At 29.3% G+C, this 19813-nt stretch carries 24 protein-coding genes; 13 read left to right on the top strand and 11 right to left on the bottom strand.

Going from position 1 to position 19813, the window contains the following annotated elements; genetic code table 11:
* The first annotated feature begins 84 nt into the window (after positions 1-84).
* From MOV42_RS02835 to MOV42_RS02775, 13 genes are all read left to right on the top strand, one after another.
* Positions 85-2133: an ATP-dependent helicase gene (locus tag MOV42_RS02835; RefSeq protein ID WP_324172304.1), complete on the top strand. Its 2049-nt coding sequence runs from the start codon at positions 85-87 to the stop codon at positions 2131-2133.
* A complete protein-coding gene (gene truB / locus MOV42_RS02830) occupies positions 2130-2954 on the top strand; it encodes a tRNA pseudouridine(55) synthase TruB (protein ID WP_324172303.1) in 825 nt (274 codons plus the stop codon). The genes MOV42_RS02835 and truB overlap by 4 nt, the downstream gene beginning before the upstream one ends.
* Entirely contained in the window at positions 2948-3178 is a 231-nt protein-coding gene (gene csrA / locus MOV42_RS02825; RefSeq protein ID WP_324172302.1) for a carbon storage regulator CsrA, read from the top strand. The genes truB and csrA overlap by 7 nt, the downstream gene beginning before the upstream one ends.
* Before the next feature lie 8 nt (positions 3179-3186).
* On the top strand, positions 3187-3957 hold the full coding sequence (locus MOV42_RS02820; protein ID WP_324172301.1) for a 4-(cytidine 5'-diphospho)-2-C-methyl-D-erythritol kinase: 771 nt from the start codon (positions 3187-3189) through the stop codon (positions 3955-3957).
* A 48-nt stretch (positions 3958-4005) separates the two neighbouring features.
* Positions 4006-4458 carry an SsrA-binding protein SmpB gene (gene smpB / locus MOV42_RS02815; protein ID WP_324172300.1) on the top strand — a complete coding sequence of 151 codons (453 nt, stop codon included), beginning with the start codon at positions 4006-4008 and terminating at the stop codon, positions 4456-4458.
* Complete coding sequence (locus MOV42_RS02810; RefSeq protein ID WP_324172299.1) at positions 4458-5312, top strand: M23 family metallopeptidase; 855 nt, start codon at positions 4458-4460, stop codon at positions 5310-5312. The genes smpB and MOV42_RS02810 overlap by 1 nt, the downstream gene beginning before the upstream one ends.
* Before the next feature lie 14 nt (positions 5313-5326).
* The gene (locus MOV42_RS02805) at positions 5327-5917 is read left to right on the top strand and encodes a tetratricopeptide repeat protein (protein ID WP_324172298.1); all 591 of its coding nucleotides are present in this window, start codon (positions 5327-5329) and stop codon (positions 5915-5917) included.
* Positions 5914-6645 carry a Nif3-like dinuclear metal center hexameric protein gene (locus MOV42_RS02800; protein ID WP_324172297.1) on the top strand — a complete coding sequence of 244 codons (732 nt, stop codon included), beginning with the start codon at positions 5914-5916 and terminating at the stop codon, positions 6643-6645. Before MOV42_RS02805 ends, MOV42_RS02800 begins: the two co-directional genes overlap by 4 nt.
* 24 nt (positions 6646-6669) lie before the next feature.
* Positions 6670-7383 (top strand): zinc ribbon domain-containing protein, encoded by a 714-nt coding sequence (locus MOV42_RS02795; RefSeq protein WP_324172296.1) that lies wholly within the window; start codon positions 6670-6672, stop codon positions 7381-7383.
* 3 nt (positions 7384-7386) lie between these two features.
* Positions 7387-8553, top strand: coding sequence for a lipid IV(A) 3-deoxy-D-manno-octulosonic acid transferase (waaA, locus tag MOV42_RS02790; protein WP_324172295.1), 1167 nt, complete (start codon positions 7387-7389; stop codon positions 8551-8553).
* A 1-nt stretch (position 8554) separates the two neighbouring features.
* Positions 8555-9289, top strand: coding sequence for an RNA pseudouridine synthase (locus tag MOV42_RS02785; protein ID WP_324172294.1), 735 nt, complete (start codon positions 8555-8557; stop codon positions 9287-9289).
* Positions 9290-9340: 51 nt separating this feature from the next.
* Positions 9341-10696, top strand: a complete 1356-nt coding sequence (gene ffh, locus MOV42_RS02780) for a signal recognition particle protein (protein ID WP_324172293.1) — start codon at positions 9341-9343, stop codon at positions 10694-10696.
* 330 nt (positions 10697-11026) lie between these two features.
* The gene (locus MOV42_RS02775; protein WP_324172292.1) at positions 11027-12160 is read left to right on the top strand and encodes a hypothetical protein; all 1134 of its coding nucleotides are present in this window, start codon (positions 11027-11029) and stop codon (positions 12158-12160) included.
* 323 nt (positions 12161-12483) lie between these two features.
* On the opposite strand, the gene MOV42_RS02770 is transcribed toward MOV42_RS02775, so the two are convergent.
* From MOV42_RS02770 to MOV42_RS02720, 11 genes are all read right to left on the bottom strand, one after another.
* Positions 12484-13128, bottom strand: a complete 645-nt coding sequence (locus tag MOV42_RS02770; RefSeq protein ID WP_324172291.1) for a hypothetical protein — start codon at positions 13126-13128, stop codon at positions 12484-12486.
* 465 nt (positions 13129-13593) lie between these two features.
* A complete protein-coding gene (locus MOV42_RS02765) occupies positions 13594-14574 on the bottom strand; it encodes an IS5 family transposase (protein WP_324170753.1) in 981 nt (326 codons plus the stop codon).
* Positions 14575-14642: 68 nt separating this feature from the next.
* On the bottom strand, positions 14643-15401 hold the full coding sequence (locus MOV42_RS02760) for a hypothetical protein (RefSeq protein ID WP_324172290.1): 759 nt from the start codon (positions 15399-15401) through the stop codon (positions 14643-14645).
* Positions 15402-15587: 186 nt separating this feature from the next.
* Entirely contained in the window at positions 15588-15923 is a 336-nt protein-coding gene (locus MOV42_RS02755; RefSeq protein WP_324172289.1) for a hypothetical protein, read from the bottom strand.
* A gap of 106 nt (positions 15924-16029) precedes the next feature.
* Positions 16030-16602, bottom strand: a complete 573-nt coding sequence (locus MOV42_RS02750) for a hypothetical protein (protein WP_324172288.1) — start codon at positions 16600-16602, stop codon at positions 16030-16032.
* A 142-nt stretch (positions 16603-16744) separates the two neighbouring features.
* Positions 16745-17209, bottom strand: a complete 465-nt coding sequence (locus MOV42_RS02745; protein ID WP_324172287.1) for a hypothetical protein — start codon at positions 17207-17209, stop codon at positions 16745-16747.
* Between the two features lie 372 nt (positions 17210-17581).
* The gene (locus tag MOV42_RS02740; RefSeq protein WP_324172286.1) at positions 17582-18172 is read right to left on the bottom strand and encodes a site-specific integrase; all 591 of its coding nucleotides are present in this window, start codon (positions 18170-18172) and stop codon (positions 17582-17584) included.
* A gap of 154 nt (positions 18173-18326) precedes the next feature.
* Positions 18327-18608: a hypothetical protein gene (locus MOV42_RS02735; RefSeq protein ID WP_324172285.1), complete on the bottom strand. Its 282-nt coding sequence runs from the start codon at positions 18606-18608 to the stop codon at positions 18327-18329.
* Positions 18609-18684: 76 nt separating this feature from the next.
* Positions 18685-19077 (bottom strand): hypothetical protein, encoded by a 393-nt coding sequence (locus tag MOV42_RS02730; RefSeq protein WP_324172284.1) that lies wholly within the window; start codon positions 19075-19077, stop codon positions 18685-18687.
* Positions 19077-19460: a hypothetical protein gene (locus tag MOV42_RS02725; RefSeq protein WP_324172283.1), complete on the bottom strand. Its 384-nt coding sequence runs from the start codon at positions 19458-19460 to the stop codon at positions 19077-19079. Before MOV42_RS02725 ends, MOV42_RS02730 begins: the two co-directional genes overlap by 1 nt.
* A 55-nt stretch (positions 19461-19515) precedes the next feature.
* Positions 19516-19803 (bottom strand): hypothetical protein, encoded by a 288-nt coding sequence (locus MOV42_RS02720; protein WP_324172282.1) that lies wholly within the window; start codon positions 19801-19803, stop codon positions 19516-19518.
* Positions 19804-19813 lie beyond the last annotated feature (10 nt).

Raw genomic sequence — 19813 nt, 5'->3', positions numbered from 1 at the left:
TTATAATTAATGCAATAGTATTGTAATAATTGATAACAATTTAGCTATAATGAGTAAATAAATAATACAATAGTTGGCAAATAAATGGAAAAAATATTTAATAAACTTAACGAATCTCAGACTAATGCCGTAAAACACTCTGAGGGTCCTGTTTTAATCTTAGCTGGAGCTGGTAGTGGGAAAACCACAACCATTGTTTCTCGTTTGGCTTATCTTATTGAAATACTTGGCATTCCTGCATCTAATACACTAACTCTTACCTTTACAAATAAAGCTGCCAAAGAGATGCGAGATAGATCTTTATCTATGATTAGTAATGTTTCTTACCCTCCTCTTCTTTGTACCTTCCATAAGTTTGGACTTCTATTTTTAAAGTTTAACATTCATCTTTTAAAAAGAGAAAATAACTTTGTTGTTATTGATACTGATGATAAAAAGCGTATTATAAAAAAAATAAACTCTGAGATGCCAACTCCACTTATTGCAAGTGAAATTTCAAGATACAAAAATTCTCTTTTAACGCCAGATGATGCTTATAAACAAGCAGAACTTTACAATTACCAACAAATAGCAAAAATTTACGAAAAATATGAAGAGTATTTACTAGAAAATAATTTAGTAGATTTTGATGACTTAATTGCACTTACATACAGGCTTTTAAATGAAAATCCTGACTTAGCAAAAGCTACATCTCAAAAATATCGTTACATAATGATAGACGAGTATCAAGATACAAATGAGTTACAATTAAAACTTTTACAAAAACTATGCTGTTCTCATAATAATCTTTGTGTTGTTGGAGATGATGACCAAAGCATCTACGGTTGGCGCGGTGCACATATACGAAATATTATGGAATTTGACCAAGATTTTCCTGGAACAACTATTTTTAAACTAGAAAAAAATTATCGTTCTCGCGAACCTATCTTAAAAGTTGCAAATTCTCTCATAGAACATAATCGCTCTCGTTTAGGAAAGAAACTTATTCCTACTTGTGGTTCTGGAGAGGATATAACTGTTTTAAACTCTCATGATGAAAACGAAGAATCTAGAAAAATTGCAGCTAAAATTAAAAAACTTCTTGATTCTGGGATTGGAGCGAATGATATAGCAATCTTATACAGAGTAAATGTTTTAAGTCGTTCTATTGAAGATGGTTTAAATCGTTCTGGAATCTCTTATAAACTTGTTGGAGGGCTAAGATTTTATGATAGAGCAGAGATTAAAGACCTTATCAGTTACATAAGAGTTATAACCAACTTTCATGATGATTTTTCATTTAAAAGAATTGTAAATAAACCAAAAAGAGGCTTAGGAAAAGCAAGTATAGAAAAAATAGAATTGGCGGCACATGCAAATGGTAGTTCTATATATGAATATATTAAAAAAACTTCTGTTGCTGATTTAGAAACTCTTGTAAGAAAGAAAAATGCAAAGACACTAAAAACATTCATCAGAAATATTCAAAAAGTTTCAAAGGTTGCAGTAGAGTCAACTTACAGTTTTATAGATACTTTAGAAGAAACATTTCATCTAAAAGACATCTATGCAGGAATGGCTGATGAAGCAGATAGAATTTTAAATATGGATGAGTTTTATGGTCTATTTCGTGATTTTGTAAAAAAATCTCCAGCATCTGGTCTTGATGAATTTTTAAATGAGTTAACACTTCAAAGTGAACAAGACCAAGTTGAAGGAGAGAGTATTTATATGATGAGTATTCATGCTTCAAAAGGTTTAGAGTTTGAGCATATTTTTATTATAGGACTTGAGGAAGGTTTTTTGCCTCTTGTAGGAGATGGTAGCGACTTAGAAGAAGAGAGACGCTTGGGTTATGTTTCTTTTACTAGAGCAAAAACTACTCTAACTCTTTCTCATGCATCTAGTAGATTTTACAAAGGCAGAAGAAGTAACTTAGAAAAAAGTAGATTTTTTAATGAAGCTGGTCTTTGTGAAGGTTCTTTAAAAGTTGAAAAAAATACAGCCTTTAAAAAAGGTGATTTAATTCGTCATAAAATTTTTGGTACAGGGAGAGTTGTTGGTATTAGTAAAAGCGGAAGAGAGTTTAAACTAAACATAAACTTTGCAGGTACAAAACGAGATATATTAGCCTCTTTTGTTGAGCGACTATGAATCGACTCTTTGTTGCTTATAAACCAACATGGATAAGTTCTAATTTTTTTTTATCTCATTTAAAAAGAAAATACAAAATAAAAAAAGCAGGATTTACAGGCACACTTGACCCTTTTGCAAAAGGAGTTTTAATTGTTGGATTTGGCTCACATACAAAACTTTTTAGATTTTTAAATAAAGCACCAAAAAAATATAGAGCTACGCTATGGCTAGGAGCAAAAAGCGACTCACTAGATACTGAAATGATAGAAAATGTTGATATTTTAAAAGAACTTAACTACGAAGATGTCCAACAAGCTCTAAAATCATTAGAAGGAAAGTTAGAGTACGAACCTCCAATTTTTAGTGCGAAACGAATAGATGGCAAAAGAGCTTACGACTTAGCTAGAGCTGGTAAAGAATTTACACTTAACAAAATCAACTCTAACATCTATGAAATGAAGCTTGTAAATTATTGCCACCCTTTTATAACTTTTGAGGCAACTGTGTCAGAAGGCACTTACATTCGCTCACTTGGATTAATGATTGCTAAAAGACTAGGTATTAAAAATGGAAGTTTAAGTGCCTTGGAAAGACTTAATGAAGGACAATTTAATTATGAAGAAGAAAAAGCACTAGATATTAAAAAATCTCTTAATATTGATGAGAATTTTTACATTGGCGATAATGATAATATAAAATATGGAAGAGTTCTTGCTTTAGATGACTTAGATATCAAAAAAGATGGATATTATTGGTTAGATAATGGCAATAATATTTCAATAATAAACATACAAAAAGACATAGTAAAATATGAACTCAATAAGGTAAGTATATGTTAGTATTAGCTAGAAAGTTAGATGAATCTATTACAGTCGGTGATAATATATCAATAAAAATCATATCTATTGACAAGGGTGTAGTGAAACTTGGTATAGATGCTCCAAGAGATATTTCAATAGTACGAAATGAACTTTTAGAAGATGTTAAAGATTCAAATATAGCAGCTTCAAAAGAGCATAGTCAAGATGATTTAAATCTACTTAGCAAAATTATTAAAAAATAAAATCCAGTATGAAAATTTATAAGGCCTATGCAAAAGTAAATATTTTTTTAAAAATAACTGGCAAAAGAGATAATTTTCATGAAATAATCTCTCGCTTTATGAGAGTAAACTCTCTTTATGATGAACTTTCTTTTACAAAAAAGACTACTAATGGTTTTGAAATAATTGGAGATTTTTCTTGTTCAACTAAGCAAAACACCATCTATAAAGCCTATGAAGCGCTTAAGAATAATATAAAATCTGACTCCTTAGAAAACTTAATGCAAACCTATGCGATTAAGATCGATAAAAAAATTCCTGCTTTTGCTGGTTTAGGTGGAGGAAGTAGCGATGCTGCAACTTTCCTTCATATGTGCAACGAAGTTCTTCACCTTGGATTGAGTCTCAATGAGTTAGCATCTATTGGTTCAAAAGTTGGTGCAGATGTTGCATTTTTCATATATGGCTACGATAGTGCTAATGTGAGCGGCATTGGTGAAATTGTTCAAGAGTATAAAGAAGAGATACTTGATTTTGAAATTTTTACGCCAAATATTGAGATAAGTACACCAAAGGTATACATTAGTTACAGAGAACATTTTTTTAATCCCATAGATGCTAAAGAAATTCAGAATTTAAAAGAGATGAGTTCATTGTATGTTTTAAACAACATGAAACCTGATGAAGCAAATGACCTTTTTAAACCAGCATTACAGGAATATAAAGAGTTGAAAAATCACTATAAGAATGGATGCTTTTTTAGTGGAAGTGGAAGTAGCTTTTTTAAGTTACTCAGATAAAAATTACGCTACAATAAAAGATAAAAATCAAAAACAAAGTGAAAATAAATGGGTGAAACAGTAGCAAAAAATAAAAAAGCCTACTTTGACTACTTTTTAGAAGAAAAATTTGAAGCAGGTCTTGTTTTACAAGGTAGTGAAGTAAAAGGCATTCGTGCTAATAGAGTAAATCTTAAAGATAGTTTTATTCGTTTTGTTCAAGGTGAAGCATTTTTGTTTAATGCTCATATTGGAAGGCTTGAGACAACTCATCACTACTACACACACGAAGAAAGAGGCAGTAGAAAACTACTCTTACATAAAAAACAGTTACAAAAGATGAAAAGTGCAGTTGAAAAAGATGGCTATACAATAGTTCCTCTTGGACTATATTTTAATTCTAGAAATCTTGTAAAACTTCAAATTGCCATTGCAAAAGGTAAGCAACTTCATGATAAAAGACAAGACTTAAAAGCTAAAGATATGAAACGAGATATAGCTAGGGCAATGAAGGATTATTAATGAAGTTTTTTTTTCTTTTTTTATTCCTAGCATCTACACTTTTTTCATTTAATATTGATATATATGATTCTACGATAGCTAATGGAAAAACCACGATAGTTAAGTTTAAAAAAGAAAAAAATACAAAATATATAAAAATTGAATTGGATAAAAAAAAGTATCGCATCTATAAGCATCCGTCTAAAGAGAAACTATTTTATGCTTTAATTCCTATTAATTATTATAAAAAACCTAAAAATATAAAAGCTAAGATTTTTTATGAAGAGAGCGGGGAAAAAAAGACTAAAACTGTTTTTTTTAAAGTCATCGATGGGAAATACAAAAAAGAAAAAATCAAAGTCCAAAAATCTAAAGTTATCTTAAATAAAAAAGATAAAAAAAAGGTTGCAATGGAGTACAAAGAAGCTATGGACATTTATAATCACTCAACAAATAAAAATTACATCACTTCAAAATTTACAACTCCGATGCAAAGTAAAATAACAAGCTCATTTGGAAAAACTAGAATCTATAATGACACTTTAAATGGCTATCATAGTGGAACAGATTATAGAGCGAAGATAGGAACTCCTATAACTGCTAGTAATTCTGGAAAAATTGTTTTAGTAAAAGATAGATTTTATTCTGGTGGAAGCATTATAATTGACCATGGGCATGGCATCTATACTTGCTACTACCATATGAGTAAGTTTAACGTTAAAAAAAGTACTTTCGTAAAGAAAGGGCAAGTAATAGGTCTTTCAGGTGTTAGCGGTAGAGTTACAGGTCCTCACTTGCATTTTAGTGCAAGGGTTGGGGGAGAACAAGTTGACCCACTTCAACTTATAGAGTTAATCAATAAAAATTTATTTTAGACAAGGATATAACAATGTCAGTATTTCAACTTCTAATGCTTGGAGCTTCAGCTTTTTTTGCATTTAAAATTTATGAACATATACAAACACTACAAGAGCCACAAGAAGACGACTCTTCTGAAAATGAAACAAAAAGTGCAGATGCTTTTTCCCCATTTTCTCCTGAAGCTTTAGTACAAAAAGCCGATGGTGCATTCGAAGAAAAAGATTTTCAAAAAGCGTTGGCACTTCTCAATGAAGCAGATGCAAAAGAACCTCATAATTCAGAAATTTTATTTAAAATTGGTTATATTCTTCAGCAAACAAATGACAATGAGGAAGCAATAAACTACTATAAAAAAGCTCTCCAAGAAGATGGAAACAATGAATTTATCCATAATTCTATGGCTAGCATCTATAAAGAAAATGGCGAATTTACTTCAGCAAAAATGCATCTAAAGACTTCTTTAGAGTTAGATGATGAGAACCCAATTACTTACTATAATTTTGGAAATCTTTGTGTAGAGATGAAACATATAGAAGAAGCCAAAGAGATGTATAAAAAAGCTCTAGAAATAAACCCTGAATTAGTAGAAGCAGAAGAGGAACTGAAAAAAATATCATGAAAATTTCACAAATATACTCTTTTTTAAATGAGATATCGCCATTTGACATTCAAGAATCATGGGATAATTCAGGCTTATTGCTTGGTGACTTCAATCAAGAAGTAAAAAAGATAGTTTTAAGCATAGATGTTGATGAAGAGCTTCTTGATTCTATGGATAGTGATACACTTTTAATAACTCATCATCCTGTTATCTTTGGTGGATTAAAACAACTAGAATTTAATAAATATCCAGCAAACCTTATTCAAAAAATGATTCAAAAAAATATTTCTAATATTGCTATGCATACAAATTTTGATATAACTCACTTAAATGATTTTGTAGTTAAAGAAGTTTTAGGATACAAAATTGCAAATAAAGATGGGTTTATAACTTATTTTGATGTTGATATTGAGTTTGATGAGTTTGCAAAAAAAATATCTTTAGCTTTCGGTCTTCCTCATGCGAAATGTGTAAAAAGTTTAAAAAGTAAAAAAAGTTTAAAAAGAGTCGCTTTAACAACAGGTTCTGGATGCTCTTTATTGAAAAATATAAAAGCTGATTGTTTTTTAACAGGAGACATTAAATACCACGATGCCATGGAGGCTAAGAGCATAAATTTATCATTAATTGATATAGGACATTTTGAAAGTGAGCGATTTTTTTCACAAATTTTGCATCCTTATTTGAAAAATTTAGGTTTAGAAGCTATAATTGCATCATCAAAGAACCCATTCACATACATTTAAAGTATAAATCCTAAAGGAGATTGATTGAATCCACATCTTAAACAACTAATAGAGCTATCTAAAGTAGACAAAGAGATAGATGCATTTGAACCACAAATCGAAGAAGCAAACTCTAAATATGAAGCTGCATTAGCAAAAAAACAAAGTATCGATACTGATATTGAAAATCTTACAAATGAAATCAAAGATGAGCAAATAAAAAAACATAAAAATGAGATTCATTTAGCAGAACTTTCAAAAAAACTAGAGGACAACTCTAAGAAAAGTGCTGAAGTTAAAACTGAGAGAGAGATGAAATCTCTACAGCTTGAAGAAGAGATTGCAAAAGAGCAAGTAACTTTCGCAAATGAAGAGATTGCAAGACTTGAAAAAATAATTGAATCTAAACAAGAACAAGTAGAAGTTGCAAAAGTTTCTCTTGGTGAAGTAGATGAAAATCTTGAAACAGTAAAATCTGAAGTTGATAAAAAATTAGAAGTTATTAACAAAGATAGACAAAAAGTATTTGTGCAAAAAGAAAAACTATTAGGTTCTATAAACCAAAAGGGACTTACTTTTTATCAAAAAATTCGTCGTTGGGCAAGAAATACGACAGTTGTAGCAGTAGAAGAACAAGCTTGTATGGGTTGTTATATGATAATTAACGATAAAATCTTTTCAGATGTTATAAGAGCTGAAGATATTACAACATGCCCACACTGTGGTCGTATTCTTCATGTGGAAGAATCTAACGAGTAAGGCTTGAAGCCATTTACAGTTCTCTATTATCTCTTAAGTGTTGTGCTATTTTTTGTAGCACTTCCACTTTTGATATATCTCTCTTTTAGACAAAAATACAAAGAATCGATTCCTTCTCGTTTTTTTCTTTTTAATAATCCGTCTTTTAACTCCAACAATGGAGTCTGGTTTCATGTTTGCTCACTTGGTGAAGCAAAAGCATTAAAGCCTATACTTGAGCTTATCGATGATGTAGAGATAAATATAACAACTGTAACTCATACAGGACAAGCAGAAGCGAAAAAGTATAAAGCTGATGTTAGGTACCTACCATATGAAATGTTTATTCCTTTTTGGATAAAAAAACAGAAGTTACTTGTAGTTTTAGAAGCTGAGTTTTGGTATATGTTATTTGCAGTAGTTTCATCTAAAGGAACTAAAGTTATTCTCTTAAATGCTCGTATTTCAGATAAAAGTGTAAAAAAATATCTTCAATTTGCTTGGTTTTATAAAAAACTTTTAGCAAATGTTGATATGATTTATGCTCAAAGCGAAGTAGATAAAAATCGTTTTATTGCTTTAGGGGCTAAACATATTGAAGTTATTGGAAATATTAAGTTAGCCTCAAAAGTTATAAAAACAAAAGAATATGCAAAACCACCTATGGAGTGTATAGTAGCTGGTAGTACACATGAAGGTGAAGAAGAGTCAATTTTAAAATCATTTGTAAAGTATAAAAAAGAAGTAGATGCGAAACTTATAGTTGTTCCAAGACATCCTGAGAGATTTGAAGCTGTCTATGAAATGATGAAAAATTATGCTGATAGTAACTCACTTAGTTTATCAAGACTTTCAAGAACAAACAACTTTGAATCAGACTTAGTTTTAGCAGATGCCATGGGTGAGTTAAACAATATTTATGCCATCAGTGATGTGGCAATACTTGGTGGTGCTTTTAGAAGTGATGTGGGTGGTCACAATCCACTTGAACCAGCTTTTTTTTCTTGTAAAATAATTACAGGTAAATACTTTCATGACCAAAAAGAGCTTTTTAAATATGTCCATCATGTTCAGTATGTTGAGGCAAATGAAATATACAAAGCACTTCTGGCATCTAGAGAATTACCTCCATCAATAGTGGAAGAAAAAATAAACTTAGAACCAATAATAAATAAAATATTAGGAAAATAAAATGGCAAATGAAAAAGCATACAAAATTTTAGCCTTGCAAGAAGGTATTTCAAATGGACAAGCAAAATCTATGATAGATAGAGGTTTGGTTTATGTTGGAAATAAAAAAGTCATGATTGCTCGTGGAGAGCTAGATGCTAAAACAATTTTTAGAGTTCAGAAAATAGAAAAAATGAAACCTATTTTTGAAAATGATGATATTATAGTTGTAGATAAACCTGCTTATGTAAACTCTGATGAGATAGAAAGACAACTTAAACCTGCTGTTTTACTGCATAGACTTGACCGTGAAACTAGTGGCGTTTTGATGCTTGTAAAAGATGAAGACTTTAGGCAAAAAGCGATAAAAGAGTTTAAAAAAGATACTGTTTACAAAGAGTACATCGCATGGGTTGAGGGAATCATCAGTGAGCCAATAGAAGTTGATAAACCTATACTAACTCAAAGAAAGAATAACAAAGCGTACTCAAATGTGTCTGGAAAAGGTAAGCCTGCAAGAACAGAGTTTTTTCCTGACTTAGTAAGTGCAAACAAAACTAAAATTAAATGTATCATTCATAATGGTAGAACACATCAAATTAGAACGCATCTACGCTACATAGACCATTCTATAGTAGGAGACGAGCAATACGGCGGAAGACGCGCTAAGAGAGTTATGCTTCATGCCCACAAAGTCAGATTATTAGGTATGGAGTTTATTGCACCTGAGCCTAAAATATTTGTTGATTTTCAATAGTTTTGCTATAATCCAAAAAAAAAAATTACACTAATTTAAGAAGGTATTTTAATGTTTGACTCACTAACAAATTCATTTACAGCAGCTATCAAGAAGATTCGTACTTTTGATGATGATAAAGCACTAATAAAAGCACTAAATGAACTTAAAAAATCACTCTTAAAAGCAGATGTTAATCATAAAGTTGTTAAACAGCTAATAACCAATGTTCAAGCACAAACAAAACAAAATGGTATCGGCAAAGACCAGTTTTTAGATGCACTTAGAGCTACACTTTATGAACTTTTAGAAGTTGGAGGAAACAAAGGCTTTATGTTCGCTCCAAATCCGCCAACTGTTATACTTATGACAGGACTGCAAGGTTCTGGTAAAACAACAACAACTGGTAAACTTGCAACTTATTTAAAAAATAGACAAAAAAAAGTTCTTATAGTTGCTGCCGATTTACAGCGTCTTGCTGCAGTTGAGCAACTTCGTCAAATAACTACTCAAATAGAAGTAGAACTTTTTGAAGATGAATCACTTAAAAATCCTGTTGATGTTGTAAAAGCCGCTCTTAAAAAAGCAAAAGATGGCATCTATGATGTTGTACTTATCGATACAGCAGGTCGTTTAGCGATAGATAATGAACTAATGAATGAGCTAGAAGCTGTTAAAAAAGCAGCAAATCCTAGTGAAATATTTTATGTAGCTGACTCTATGACTGGTCAAGATGCAGTAAGAACGGCTACAAGCTTTAAAGAAAAGATAGGTATAGACGGTGTTATACTTTCAAAGTACGATGGAGATGCTAAAGGTGGTGTAGCTCTTGGTCTTTCTTCTCAAGTAAAAGTTCCTCTAAGATTTATCGGTAACGGTGAAAAAATGGAAGATTTAGAAGTGTTTATACCTGAACGCATCGTTAATCGTCTGATGGGGTTTGGTGATATTGAAGGTTTAGCTGAAAAAACTGCAAATATTATAGATGAAAAACAAGCAAAAAAATTAACTGCAAAAATCAAAAAAGGTAAATTCAATTTCAATGACTTTTTAGAACAGATGGAAAGTATGAAAAAAATGGGTAGTATGAAATCTATCATAGGAATGATGCCAGGTATGGGAAATATGTCAAAAGCTCTTAAAGATTTTGACATGGATAACTCAAGTGAACTTAAAAATATAAAGTCAATGGTATCTTCTATGACAATGAAAGAGAGAGAAAATCCTGACCTACTAAATAACTCTCGTAAACTTAGAATCGCAACAGGTTGTGGTTTAACTCAGGCAGAAATAAACCGTATGATAAAACAGTTTAAAAATGCTGGGAAAATGGCGAAAAAGTTTTCAGGTAAAAAAGGTATGCAAGACTTACAAGCGATGATGGGACAAATGGGCGGTTCTGGAGGTATGGGAGCTATTCCTAGGTAATACTTAAAAAGGACTTTCTCTATTACTACCTACAACCTAAGATTAAAGAATTATTAGATAAAAATGGTGCGACCGGAGAGATTTGAACTCTCACACCGTTAGGCACAAGCCCCTCAAGCTAGTGTTTAATACTTTACAGTACAACTCTTAAGAAGCTAAAAATTATTATATCTACCATAAAATAGGGCTTTATCCCATAATATAGCTATCCTTAATATTTTATATATTACTATTAGAACTACACAACTTTTTACTAACTTTTTTTATAGCTATTTTCAAGAGAGGTTTTAAAGGGTTTTGAGCTTACATTATATATAGGATATTAATAAAATGGCTAGAAAAAATAAACTGATTGCAACTAAATTTAGAGGTGTTAAAGAGATAGTAAATCTTCACGGAGGTAAGGAGTTTATAGTTAGCTTCTCGTATAAGGGCTTTAGGATTAACGAGAAGAACTTTACGAAGCTCTTTAACTGTAAGACTGCTAAACAAGCTCACGAGAGAATTCCGATAGTTAAAGACCAGATAGACAAAGGCGAAGACCCTCTAACAACTACAACTAATAAGATAGGCGAACTAGTATTAAACAACTTAGAAGATAAGAATATAGGTTTTAAAAAGAATAGTACTCATACCTATAATAAACATATAAAGCCTATTATAGGACATAAATATATAGAAAGAGTTACAGAGAAAGATTTAATAAAGATTAGAACAAATATGGAAAAACAAGGACTTGCTTTAAGTACAATTAAGAAGATTAGAACGATACTAAGTCCTATATTTAAAAAGGCTCATAATAAAGGAATTATTAAAGTAAATGTTTTATTAGAAGTACCAATGGGAGGACATGAAACTAAGCCAAGATTAGAAGAAAGACTACATGGAACTATTAAAGATAATGCACAAAATATATTTAATAAAATACTTGTACTAAAAGAATTTCAAAATGATGAAGAGTTTAAATCTATCTTTTTAATTAGTATGATGTGTGCTAGAAGATTAGGAGAGATACTAGAGATTACTTATGAAGATATAATAGACGGTGTAGTTCATGTAAGAGGTAGTACAACTAAGACTTATAAAATAAAAGGCGAAAGAGTAGTAGAAAGATATCCGTTACCAAAAGAAGTATTAAAAATAATAGGAAAAGGTAAAGGAAAAGTATTTAATCATCAAGTAAGAAGCTGTCTTGATGAATACAAGAAGATGATAGAAAATGAATGTAACTTAGAAGTAAAAGAACTAGGTAAGAAGTTTCCTATAAGAGGACATGATAATAGACACTTTATAATGAGCTTATGTTCGGAAAAGTTCGGTAAGGATAATGTAGGTTCTTTAGCTTTATCGCATAATAGCGTTAGTAATATGAATGATGTTTACTTAAGCACAGAGTATAAGAGAGTAGAAGAACTATTTAAGTACTACTGGAGACTACTCAGAAGTAAACCGAAAGAGCTTTAAGAAGCTTTTTCAACCCTCTCAATTTTTTAAATCTCAAATTTCAAAACAGCCCTAGAAAGCATTTCAATCTATCATCTAATAAAAGATACTCAGAAACCATTTTAAGAGCTTCTACCCACTTTAAAATCAGTTCAGACAGCATATAAGAAATAAAATCTAACACCAATTACAGCCCTAAAAATAGGACTATAAATAATAATAAGTTATTAAGCTCTTTAACTTAATAGCCTACTGTTTCACTAAAGCAGTTTTCATAAATCTAGTTTACTCTAGTCCTCCAAAGACTAGATAAGCTAGTCCTAAAATTTCATTCATACTTCCAATTATTGTTCGATTTTATAACTTACATTAAAAGTGTTCTTAGAACTCCTTAGATTTTCTAAGAACTCTTTATTAATCTTTACCTTTGTATAAATTCCATCGTGAATTAATAAGTATCTTTTATCAGCTTCTTTCGTACAGTGCTGTAGATATACTTCTTCTATCTCTAGTAAAGTATTACTTTCCCATGACTGATAGAAAAAAGCTAGAGCCTTACTTTTAGAGTATCTTTTTATAGTTTCTTTAACATCATATTGTATGTTTTTAATTAGTATCTTATTATCTATTATTTTAGAATAGTCATTAGAGCTTATTATTCGTTTCTTATTATCAATTTTATAATAGTACTCTGTATCTTCATTAAAATCTAATACTTGATTATTTACAGTTAATACTTTATCTTTAAAGTGATTATCCCTTAAATATTGACTTATAATATCCATTAGTATTTTACTATGCTGTAAGAACTCTTTAACTAAACTATCGTTATAAAATCTTTCTATTTCTTCTTTAGTTAATACTCCACTTATAGCTGTATGTATCACTCGCTCTATTTCTTCTTCACTATGTATTATATTATCAATAATATCTAATTCTAAGTCAGTATAAATAGTAGGCTTATTAGTCTTAGCACCAAAGAATATCATTGTAAGTATTTCTTTACTTTTAGATAGATAATAATCATCATTGTATTGAGGCTTATTACCTTTAATAACATTAGCTATTAACTGTCTTATATTCTTTTTACCATTAGTTATATAATCTTCTAATAAGTCAAACTTACCTAATTTAATATTATTAAGTATCTCTAGTTTTTCATAGTCTTTCTTCTTAGTGCATTTCTTTATATAGTTATCTAATAAAATACTCTTATCTTCGTATGCTATTAGATTAAAAACACTAATAAAGAAGTTAGGAGCTGAAGCACTAATATCATTTTCAGTATATCCGTAAAGTAATTGAACCCTCTGAACAAGCCAGATGATTCTTCTTTATACTAATATTCTATCATTTTAAAAATTCTCTTTCAATTTTGAAGTGAGTTTCTGTCTTGTTTTTCTATATTTCTACTATTTATTAGCATGTTAGAACCTTATTTTGTTCCTTTTGTATCAGTTCCTAGCCCTTACCAGTGCAGGTGTCCGTCTCAGATTATAACAAGCAGCCAACATAAAAAAGTGTTGTTGATTTTTCTCTATTCCCCGATATCTGGTTTTTCTGAAGTTCATATGTTGTTTTATAAATGCGAATGGTAATTCCACGAGACATCTTATCTTTGAGAATCTTGTATTATTTCTTGATTGTTTAGGTCTTAGTTTCGATTGACCTCTTACTCGTCTTTCAACTATACCAGCAAAAATACCTTTTGCTCTTAGTGCCACTTTTCTTGCCTTTTGCATATAGCCGCTATCTGCGAATATTGCTTTATTTTCATCTTCTGTCAGCTTATCAAACTGTGTACTATCGTGTGTTGATGCAGTTGTAGCTATTACTTTTTTGATGATACCGTTTGTATCAGTTGCTATATGCATCTTTAATCCATGATGTTTACGACCTCTTTTTGAAGTATAGGTTGCATCAGAATCATGGGCTTTATTTGAAATAACTTTACCCTTGTCATCTTTTTTTCTCTTTGGTTCGCTTGAGTGGATGAGAGTAGCGTCTATAAGAGTTCCCTCATTGAGTATAAGTCTTTTAGATTCCATCATCTTTTTTACTTCTTCAAATATATCACCAAGTATCTCTTCTTTGATAAGCTTGTTTCTAAATTTACAAATAGTTGTTTCATCTGGAATAGTATCTTCATCTCTTATATCAAGAAACTTTCTGAAGCTTATACGGTCATGTATAAGCTCTTCGGTCATTGGGTCTGACAATCCATACCAGTTTTGTAAAAAAAGTGAGCCTACTAATATCTTTGATGGAATAGATGGTCTTCCTGTCTTACCTTTGTTGGGTTTGTATACATTTTTCTCTATAAGTATCTTCTCAATAGCTTCAAATGGAATAATCTCTTTCATCTCATTTAAAAACTTCATACTCTTCTTACCACCTTGGTATTTCATGGCATGGTCAAAAAAACTTAGTTGCATATTTATCCCTCAAACTTGGCTTCTTAGTATATTTATTTTAGCTAATTATTGGTTTGAGGGAGGTTAAGTTAAATTGCTTGATTGTTCAGAGGGTTCAATTCTTTTCTTATCTCTTTAGTTATACCTTGAATATCTGTATACATTCGACCACTAGCCTTAATATCATAGTATAAATCTATAGTATTATCTTTAGTTTTAATATCTGTTAATTGTATAAGCTTTTGAAAGTCTATCTTTCTTGTATTGTATTGATTTTCAGTAATACTAGTATCTGTATAAGTTGAGTAATATCCATACTTTGAGTTATTATCTATTATGTACTTTTTTATATGTTTCTTATTGAATTTAAGCTTATTTGTCTTAGCTATTTCCTTACTATCTGTTGTGAAGTCTTGAATTTTCTTTTTGTTTTTAGTAACTCTTTCTATATATTCAATAAAAGGCAATCTATTATAATCTTCTTCTATTTGTATTAGTTCTTTATCTTCTAAGGTTAAAGTGTATAAGTTACATAGATTTGTAGTAGTATTATTTCCTTTTTCAAGTCTTTTAAATAATCTATGAAATAATAGAGTTTCATTATGAGTTGTCTTGTCGTAGTCCATACTATCTTTGTTATATTTTGATAATTTCTCTTTAGCAATCTTATGAAAAGCTTTATATTCAAATATCTTTTCCATAGAAGCTTGGCAGACTCTCTTAGTCTTATTATTGCTAAGTAGTAGGTTTATGAAGTATGTGAAGTGTTTAGCTCTTGTAGGGCTTATATCGTAGTCATTATAGATATAATCTAAGTCTAAATCTTTAGTAACATTAGGTAATGACATAAGGCTACCTCCAAAATAACTTTATAGTTAAATATATTTATATATACACCACTCTTAGGGTTGAGTTAGAATTATACTAATTTTATTTTAAAGTTGTGTTTTTATGAGAGTTTATGGGGATTGTTGGAGTTAAGGGGTATCTTTGATTGTGTTAGACTAGAACTGATGTTCTAGTCTGGTATAGAGCTATTTAACTTTAGATATATGAGAAGCTGTAATTGTAGGTTTTCCTATAAACTGCTTTATAACTGTCTTAGTTACTTTACTTTTTCCTGTCTCTTTATCTTTTGTCCATGTGTTGTCAGGGTAAGTAATATTATCTTCTTTAGTAATATCTTTTATATCTGCTGAATATGTTTTTTGTAAGTATTCTGCTATTTTAGCGTCTGACTTTCCTGCTTCTCTTGAAGATATAATAAAATCTTTTTCTATAATTAATATCTCTTTAATATCTGAGTTAATACTTCTTCTTGTTGTATTCTCTATTTTACTAATATCTGTATCTCTTTTTGTAATTGCCATGTGTTTTTCCTTGTGTTTTTTTATATTCTTATGTATTCTATCTTAAGAAATATTAAGGTATCTTTAAGAGTACTCTTAATATTTCTAAACTCTTTATTATTTTACTTTACTTTACTTTATTTTCTAGCTCTAGTCTTTTATATCTTTCTCTACTTCTAGTTATAGCTAGTTTTTTAGCTATTTCTATCTTTTTAGCTCTCTCTATCTTTTTTTTATTATCTATTTTAATATTTAAGCTAGTATAAATTTGATTATTTAATCTATCTTCTTTTAACTTTACTTCTTTAGTTACTAAATTAGCTTCTATAGTATTAGTATTAATTATAGTTTTAATATCTTTCTCTAACTTAATATAGTCTATATCTTTTATAGCTTCTAATAGTCTATTAGTTATAACTATTTTCTTCTTAGCTTCTTTTATCTTTAGAATATTTCTAAGTACTTTAATAGTTTGCCAAGTATTAGAAGCTACTATAATAGCTAGACTAGTTCTATCTATATTATTAAGTATATTTTCTATTATCTTAATATTATTATAAGCTTTATCTTCTTTTAGTAAAGAAATAAGTATCTTTATTTTTTTAGTAAAATTATAGTTATTATTAATAAGTATATAGTTAAGTCTATCTATCTCTTTAATAGTTAATTCTATTTCTACTATCTCTCTTGTGTTTTTCAATCGTTTTTCCTTTTGTTGAATTATTTGCAGTTTATAGGTCAGCTACTTAATAACGGAAGATTTCTAATATTTTTCAAAAATAATAAACTGCGAATAGGCTTCAAAGCCTGTATTTAAGGACTTTAGAGCTTTAAAAAGAATTTTAAAATTTAATATTGAGAAAGTAATTTTCTTTATTTTTTAAAGATTTGAAATGATGGTTTTTGACTTTTAGAGTCTTATAAGCTTTATTAAATAGTATTTTTCTAAAGTTTTCTTCTGCTGAACTAGTATCTACTTTTATTTTTCCTTTGATAATATCACTCTCATCATTATTATTTAAAAGAGTTATTAAGTCAGTAGTACCATAGTAAGCAATAAGCTCGTCAGAACTATAGCTATTAAAGACTTCATCATATATCTTATTGGCGATAGTCAGCACTACATTATTTAAGATTAAAGTCGTATATCCTTTAGTAGCGTATTGCTTATGCAGTCCAAACCTATTATATTTGATTTGTCTTACTATAAGTTTATAATCTTTTATGTATCTCTTTGCCTTGCTCTTATCTCTCTTAAGCTCTTTAACTTCGTATAGTTCATCTATTCCATTATTTTCAAAATCCATATTTACACCTCTAATCTTTTAGAGATATTTATTCAAAAATAAAAAAAGTGGATAATTTTGGACAGTTTTTTTTTCTGATTTTGACTAGAAAGAGTAGTGAAAACGGATTTTGAGAGTAAAAAATAACAGTACTATAGAGAAGAAAGAAAATAGAATAAGAAATATATTATATATGGAATTCTATATCTATCTTGTATCTATGTATTCTATAGTTATATCTATCTTATGTACTTTATATCTTATGTGTATGTATGTTTATTTAATAACTTACTTCTAAACTAATAAATGATGTTTCCTGAAACTTTTCGCCTACTAAGTTATCTAAGTAAGCTTAGACAGTCTATAGAGGATTAGACTACCTATAGACTTACCTTATCTTATTAAGCAGTTTACTATATCTTCATCAGTCGGATTAATATATCTCATAGTCGTTTTTATATCTGAATGACCTACAAACTTAGCTATTATCTTAGTATTAATACCTCGTGAACCCATCTCAGTAATAATACCTTGTCTAAAACTATGAGAAGTATAACCGTTTCCTAGTATCTCTTTTAAGTTTTCGTTTATCATAGATATAAAAGTAATATCATTAATACCAGTTCTTTTGCTTTTGTTACTACCTTTAGCAATAACTCTATTTTCTTCATCTTCTATAGTTAAATCAAATAATTTCTCTAATTCTCTTTTGAAGTCTTTAGTTATATAAAGCTTTCTTTCTGAATTTGTTTTAGGCAGTATTATTTTTGTAGTGTTGTTTTGCAGTAGTTCTTTAATATTCTTAACTCTTAGCTCTTGAAGTTCATTAACTCTTAGACCCGTGTAGTATAGAATAGTAAAAGCTCTTAAAAGATTACTTTTAGTATTAGCTCTTTTAGTTTCGTTACCTCTTGTATAACTCATTAATCTTTTATACTCTGTTTCTGTTATATTTTCTTTGATTCTCTTAGTAGCTGTTTTCATCTTCTAAACCTTATATTAAGTTACTTATAAGGTTATAATATAAGGTATATTCTTTAGGAAGCCTAAAATAGGCGGTTTGTAGTACTTAAATAGCTAAAACCTTATAATCTAGTAGTAGTTTATAAGGTTTAGCCTTAGTTGATTAATCTATAGTTTATTCTTTACTTTCTATTGCATCTGCAATTTGATGTAATCTCTCTCCGATTTCTTGAACTGCTTGACCTATACCTGCCATTTGTTCATCATGGATATCTCCATTAGCAACATATAAATCATTTTGTCTAGCTAGTTCTACAGCCTTAAAAGCTTCTATAATATCTTTTCTTTCCATTTTATATTTAGTTGCCAATTCTGATACTTCATCTAAGAAGTAATTAACTCTGCTTATCTCAACTCTCTTATAATCTCTCGGTTCTTGGTCATATAATGTTCCCATTTTAATCCTTTTATATTTTAGTTATCATACATAAATTATCATTAAACAATATACAATTAAAAATGTATTTTATAGTTTACATTACTTTTTTATTGTATTTAGGTGTCATTTGTTGTATCAAGCATTTTTCTATAGTAAGCTCGTTAGTAGCTTTTAAAGTTCCTATATTTACTTCTTCAGCTATATGTATGTAAATATTATATTTAATATCTTCTATTAGGTTAGCTCTCATCTTACAGTTAGTTGAGCCTGTTGTATTTGAAGAGTACATATTCATTCTTTGTTGTATCTCTCTTTCAGTTACTCCAATATATAAAACTTCTTCATCTTTTACAAATAAGTAAACTACACCTTTAGCTTTCTTATATTCTTTATCTATTTTAAAGTCAGCTCCGTTTACTCTTGTATCTGTATTAATAGCAGTACCAGCTTTTATAAAGTTTACTCCGTATAAGTCAATATTTTTCATTATAAGTGTGCTTTTCTTTTACTATCTTTTCCTATAACGCACTCTGTAATTTTAGTATTTTCAGTTATAAGCTTCATTAGTCTTAAATCATTATCGCTTACCTTATCTATCATATATTCTATCTGTTCAAGATTTCCTTTATTATCATAAAAGTATTCCATTAACATAGAGCCATTTACATAGTAACATTCAAAGTTTATAACTCCGTCTTTATACTCTTTATAAAATCCGTGTTTTACATCATCAAAGTAAGTAGTACTACTTCTTAACTTATCTTTATAGTACTCTTTTTCTAATCCGTGTTTTTTACCATTTCTCATTTCTGTTTCAGTATTAAGACTTCCGTCTTCATAATGAGTTTTAACTACTTTTCTTTTAGACACTTTCAAAACTCCTAGATATATTTTAAATTATATTATCATATATCTAGTTAAAGAGCTATTTCAATCTAGCTCTATTACTTCTTTCAAACATTCTCAATAGCATTTCATTGCCAAACTTATCAAATATTTTTAAATCTTCTTTAGCTTTTAAATAAAGTTTATCTGTAAGCTCAAATTCTATTTTACCCCAATCAATATATCCATTATTTTTCTTAGTTCTATTTCTTATAGAGTTTAGTCTTTTTCTAGTTTGAGCTTGTGCTAACCTTGTGTTTTCTAGTATCTCGTTTATTTCTTTAAATAGTTTTTCAGTATCTTTTGTATCCTTTATATCAGTTTTCATATTATTATCT

This window comes from Sulfurimonas sp. (assembly GCF_029027405.1).
Classification (GTDB): Bacteria; Campylobacterota; Campylobacteria; order Campylobacterales; family Sulfurimonadaceae; genus Sulfurimonas.
This window is presented reverse-complemented; position numbering and strand designations above follow the sequence as displayed.

Coding starts and splice junctions, on each gene's coding strand:
- MOV42_RS02835 (WP_324172304.1), top strand. CDS start 85: ATGGAAAAAATATTTAATAAACTTAACGAATCTCAGACTAATGCCGTA.
- truB (WP_324172303.1), top strand. CDS start 2,130: ATGAATCGACTCTTTGTTGCTTATAAACCAACATGGATAAGTTCTAAT.
- csrA (WP_324172302.1), top strand. CDS start 2,948: ATGTTAGTATTAGCTAGAAAGTTAGATGAATCTATTACAGTCGGTGAT.
- MOV42_RS02820 (WP_324172301.1), top strand. CDS start 3,187: ATGAAAATTTATAAGGCCTATGCAAAAGTAAATATTTTTTTAAAAATA.
- smpB (WP_324172300.1), top strand. CDS start 4,006: ATGGGTGAAACAGTAGCAAAAAATAAAAAAGCCTACTTTGACTACTTT.
- MOV42_RS02810 (WP_324172299.1), top strand. CDS start 4,458: ATGAAGTTTTTTTTTCTTTTTTTATTCCTAGCATCTACACTTTTTTCA.
- MOV42_RS02805 (WP_324172298.1), top strand. CDS start 5,327: ATGTCAGTATTTCAACTTCTAATGCTTGGAGCTTCAGCTTTTTTTGCA.
- MOV42_RS02800 (WP_324172297.1), top strand. CDS start 5,914: ATGAAAATTTCACAAATATACTCTTTTTTAAATGAGATATCGCCATTT.
- MOV42_RS02785 (WP_324172294.1), top strand. CDS start 8,555: ATGGCAAATGAAAAAGCATACAAAATTTTAGCCTTGCAAGAAGGTATT.
- ffh (WP_324172293.1), top strand. CDS start 9,341: ATGTTTGACTCACTAACAAATTCATTTACAGCAGCTATCAAGAAGATT.
- MOV42_RS02775 (WP_324172292.1), top strand. CDS start 11,027: ATGGCTAGAAAAAATAAACTGATTGCAACTAAATTTAGAGGTGTTAAA.
- MOV42_RS02770 (WP_324172291.1), bottom strand. CDS start 13,128: ATGATATTCTTTGGTGCTAAGACTAATAAGCCTACTATTTATACTGAC.
- MOV42_RS02765 (WP_324170753.1), bottom strand. CDS start 14,574: ATGCAACTAAGTTTTTTTGACCATGCCATGAAATACCAAGGTGGTAAG.
- MOV42_RS02760 (WP_324172290.1), bottom strand. CDS start 15,401: ATGTCATTACCTAATGTTACTAAAGATTTAGACTTAGATTATATCTAT.
- MOV42_RS02755 (WP_324172289.1), bottom strand. CDS start 15,923: ATGGCAATTACAAAAAGAGATACAGATATTAGTAAAATAGAGAATACA.
- MOV42_RS02745 (WP_324172287.1), bottom strand. CDS start 17,209: ATGGATTTTGAAAATAATGGAATAGATGAACTATACGAAGTTAAAGAG.
- MOV42_RS02740 (WP_324172286.1), bottom strand. CDS start 18,172: ATGAAAACAGCTACTAAGAGAATCAAAGAAAATATAACAGAAACAGAG.
- MOV42_RS02735 (WP_324172285.1), bottom strand. CDS start 18,608: ATGGGAACATTATATGACCAAGAACCGAGAGATTATAAGAGAGTTGAG.
- MOV42_RS02730 (WP_324172284.1), bottom strand. CDS start 19,077: ATGAAAAATATTGACTTATACGGAGTAAACTTTATAAAAGCTGGTACT.
- MOV42_RS02720 (WP_324172282.1), bottom strand. CDS start 19,803: ATGAAAACTGATATAAAGGATACAAAAGATACTGAAAAACTATTTAAA.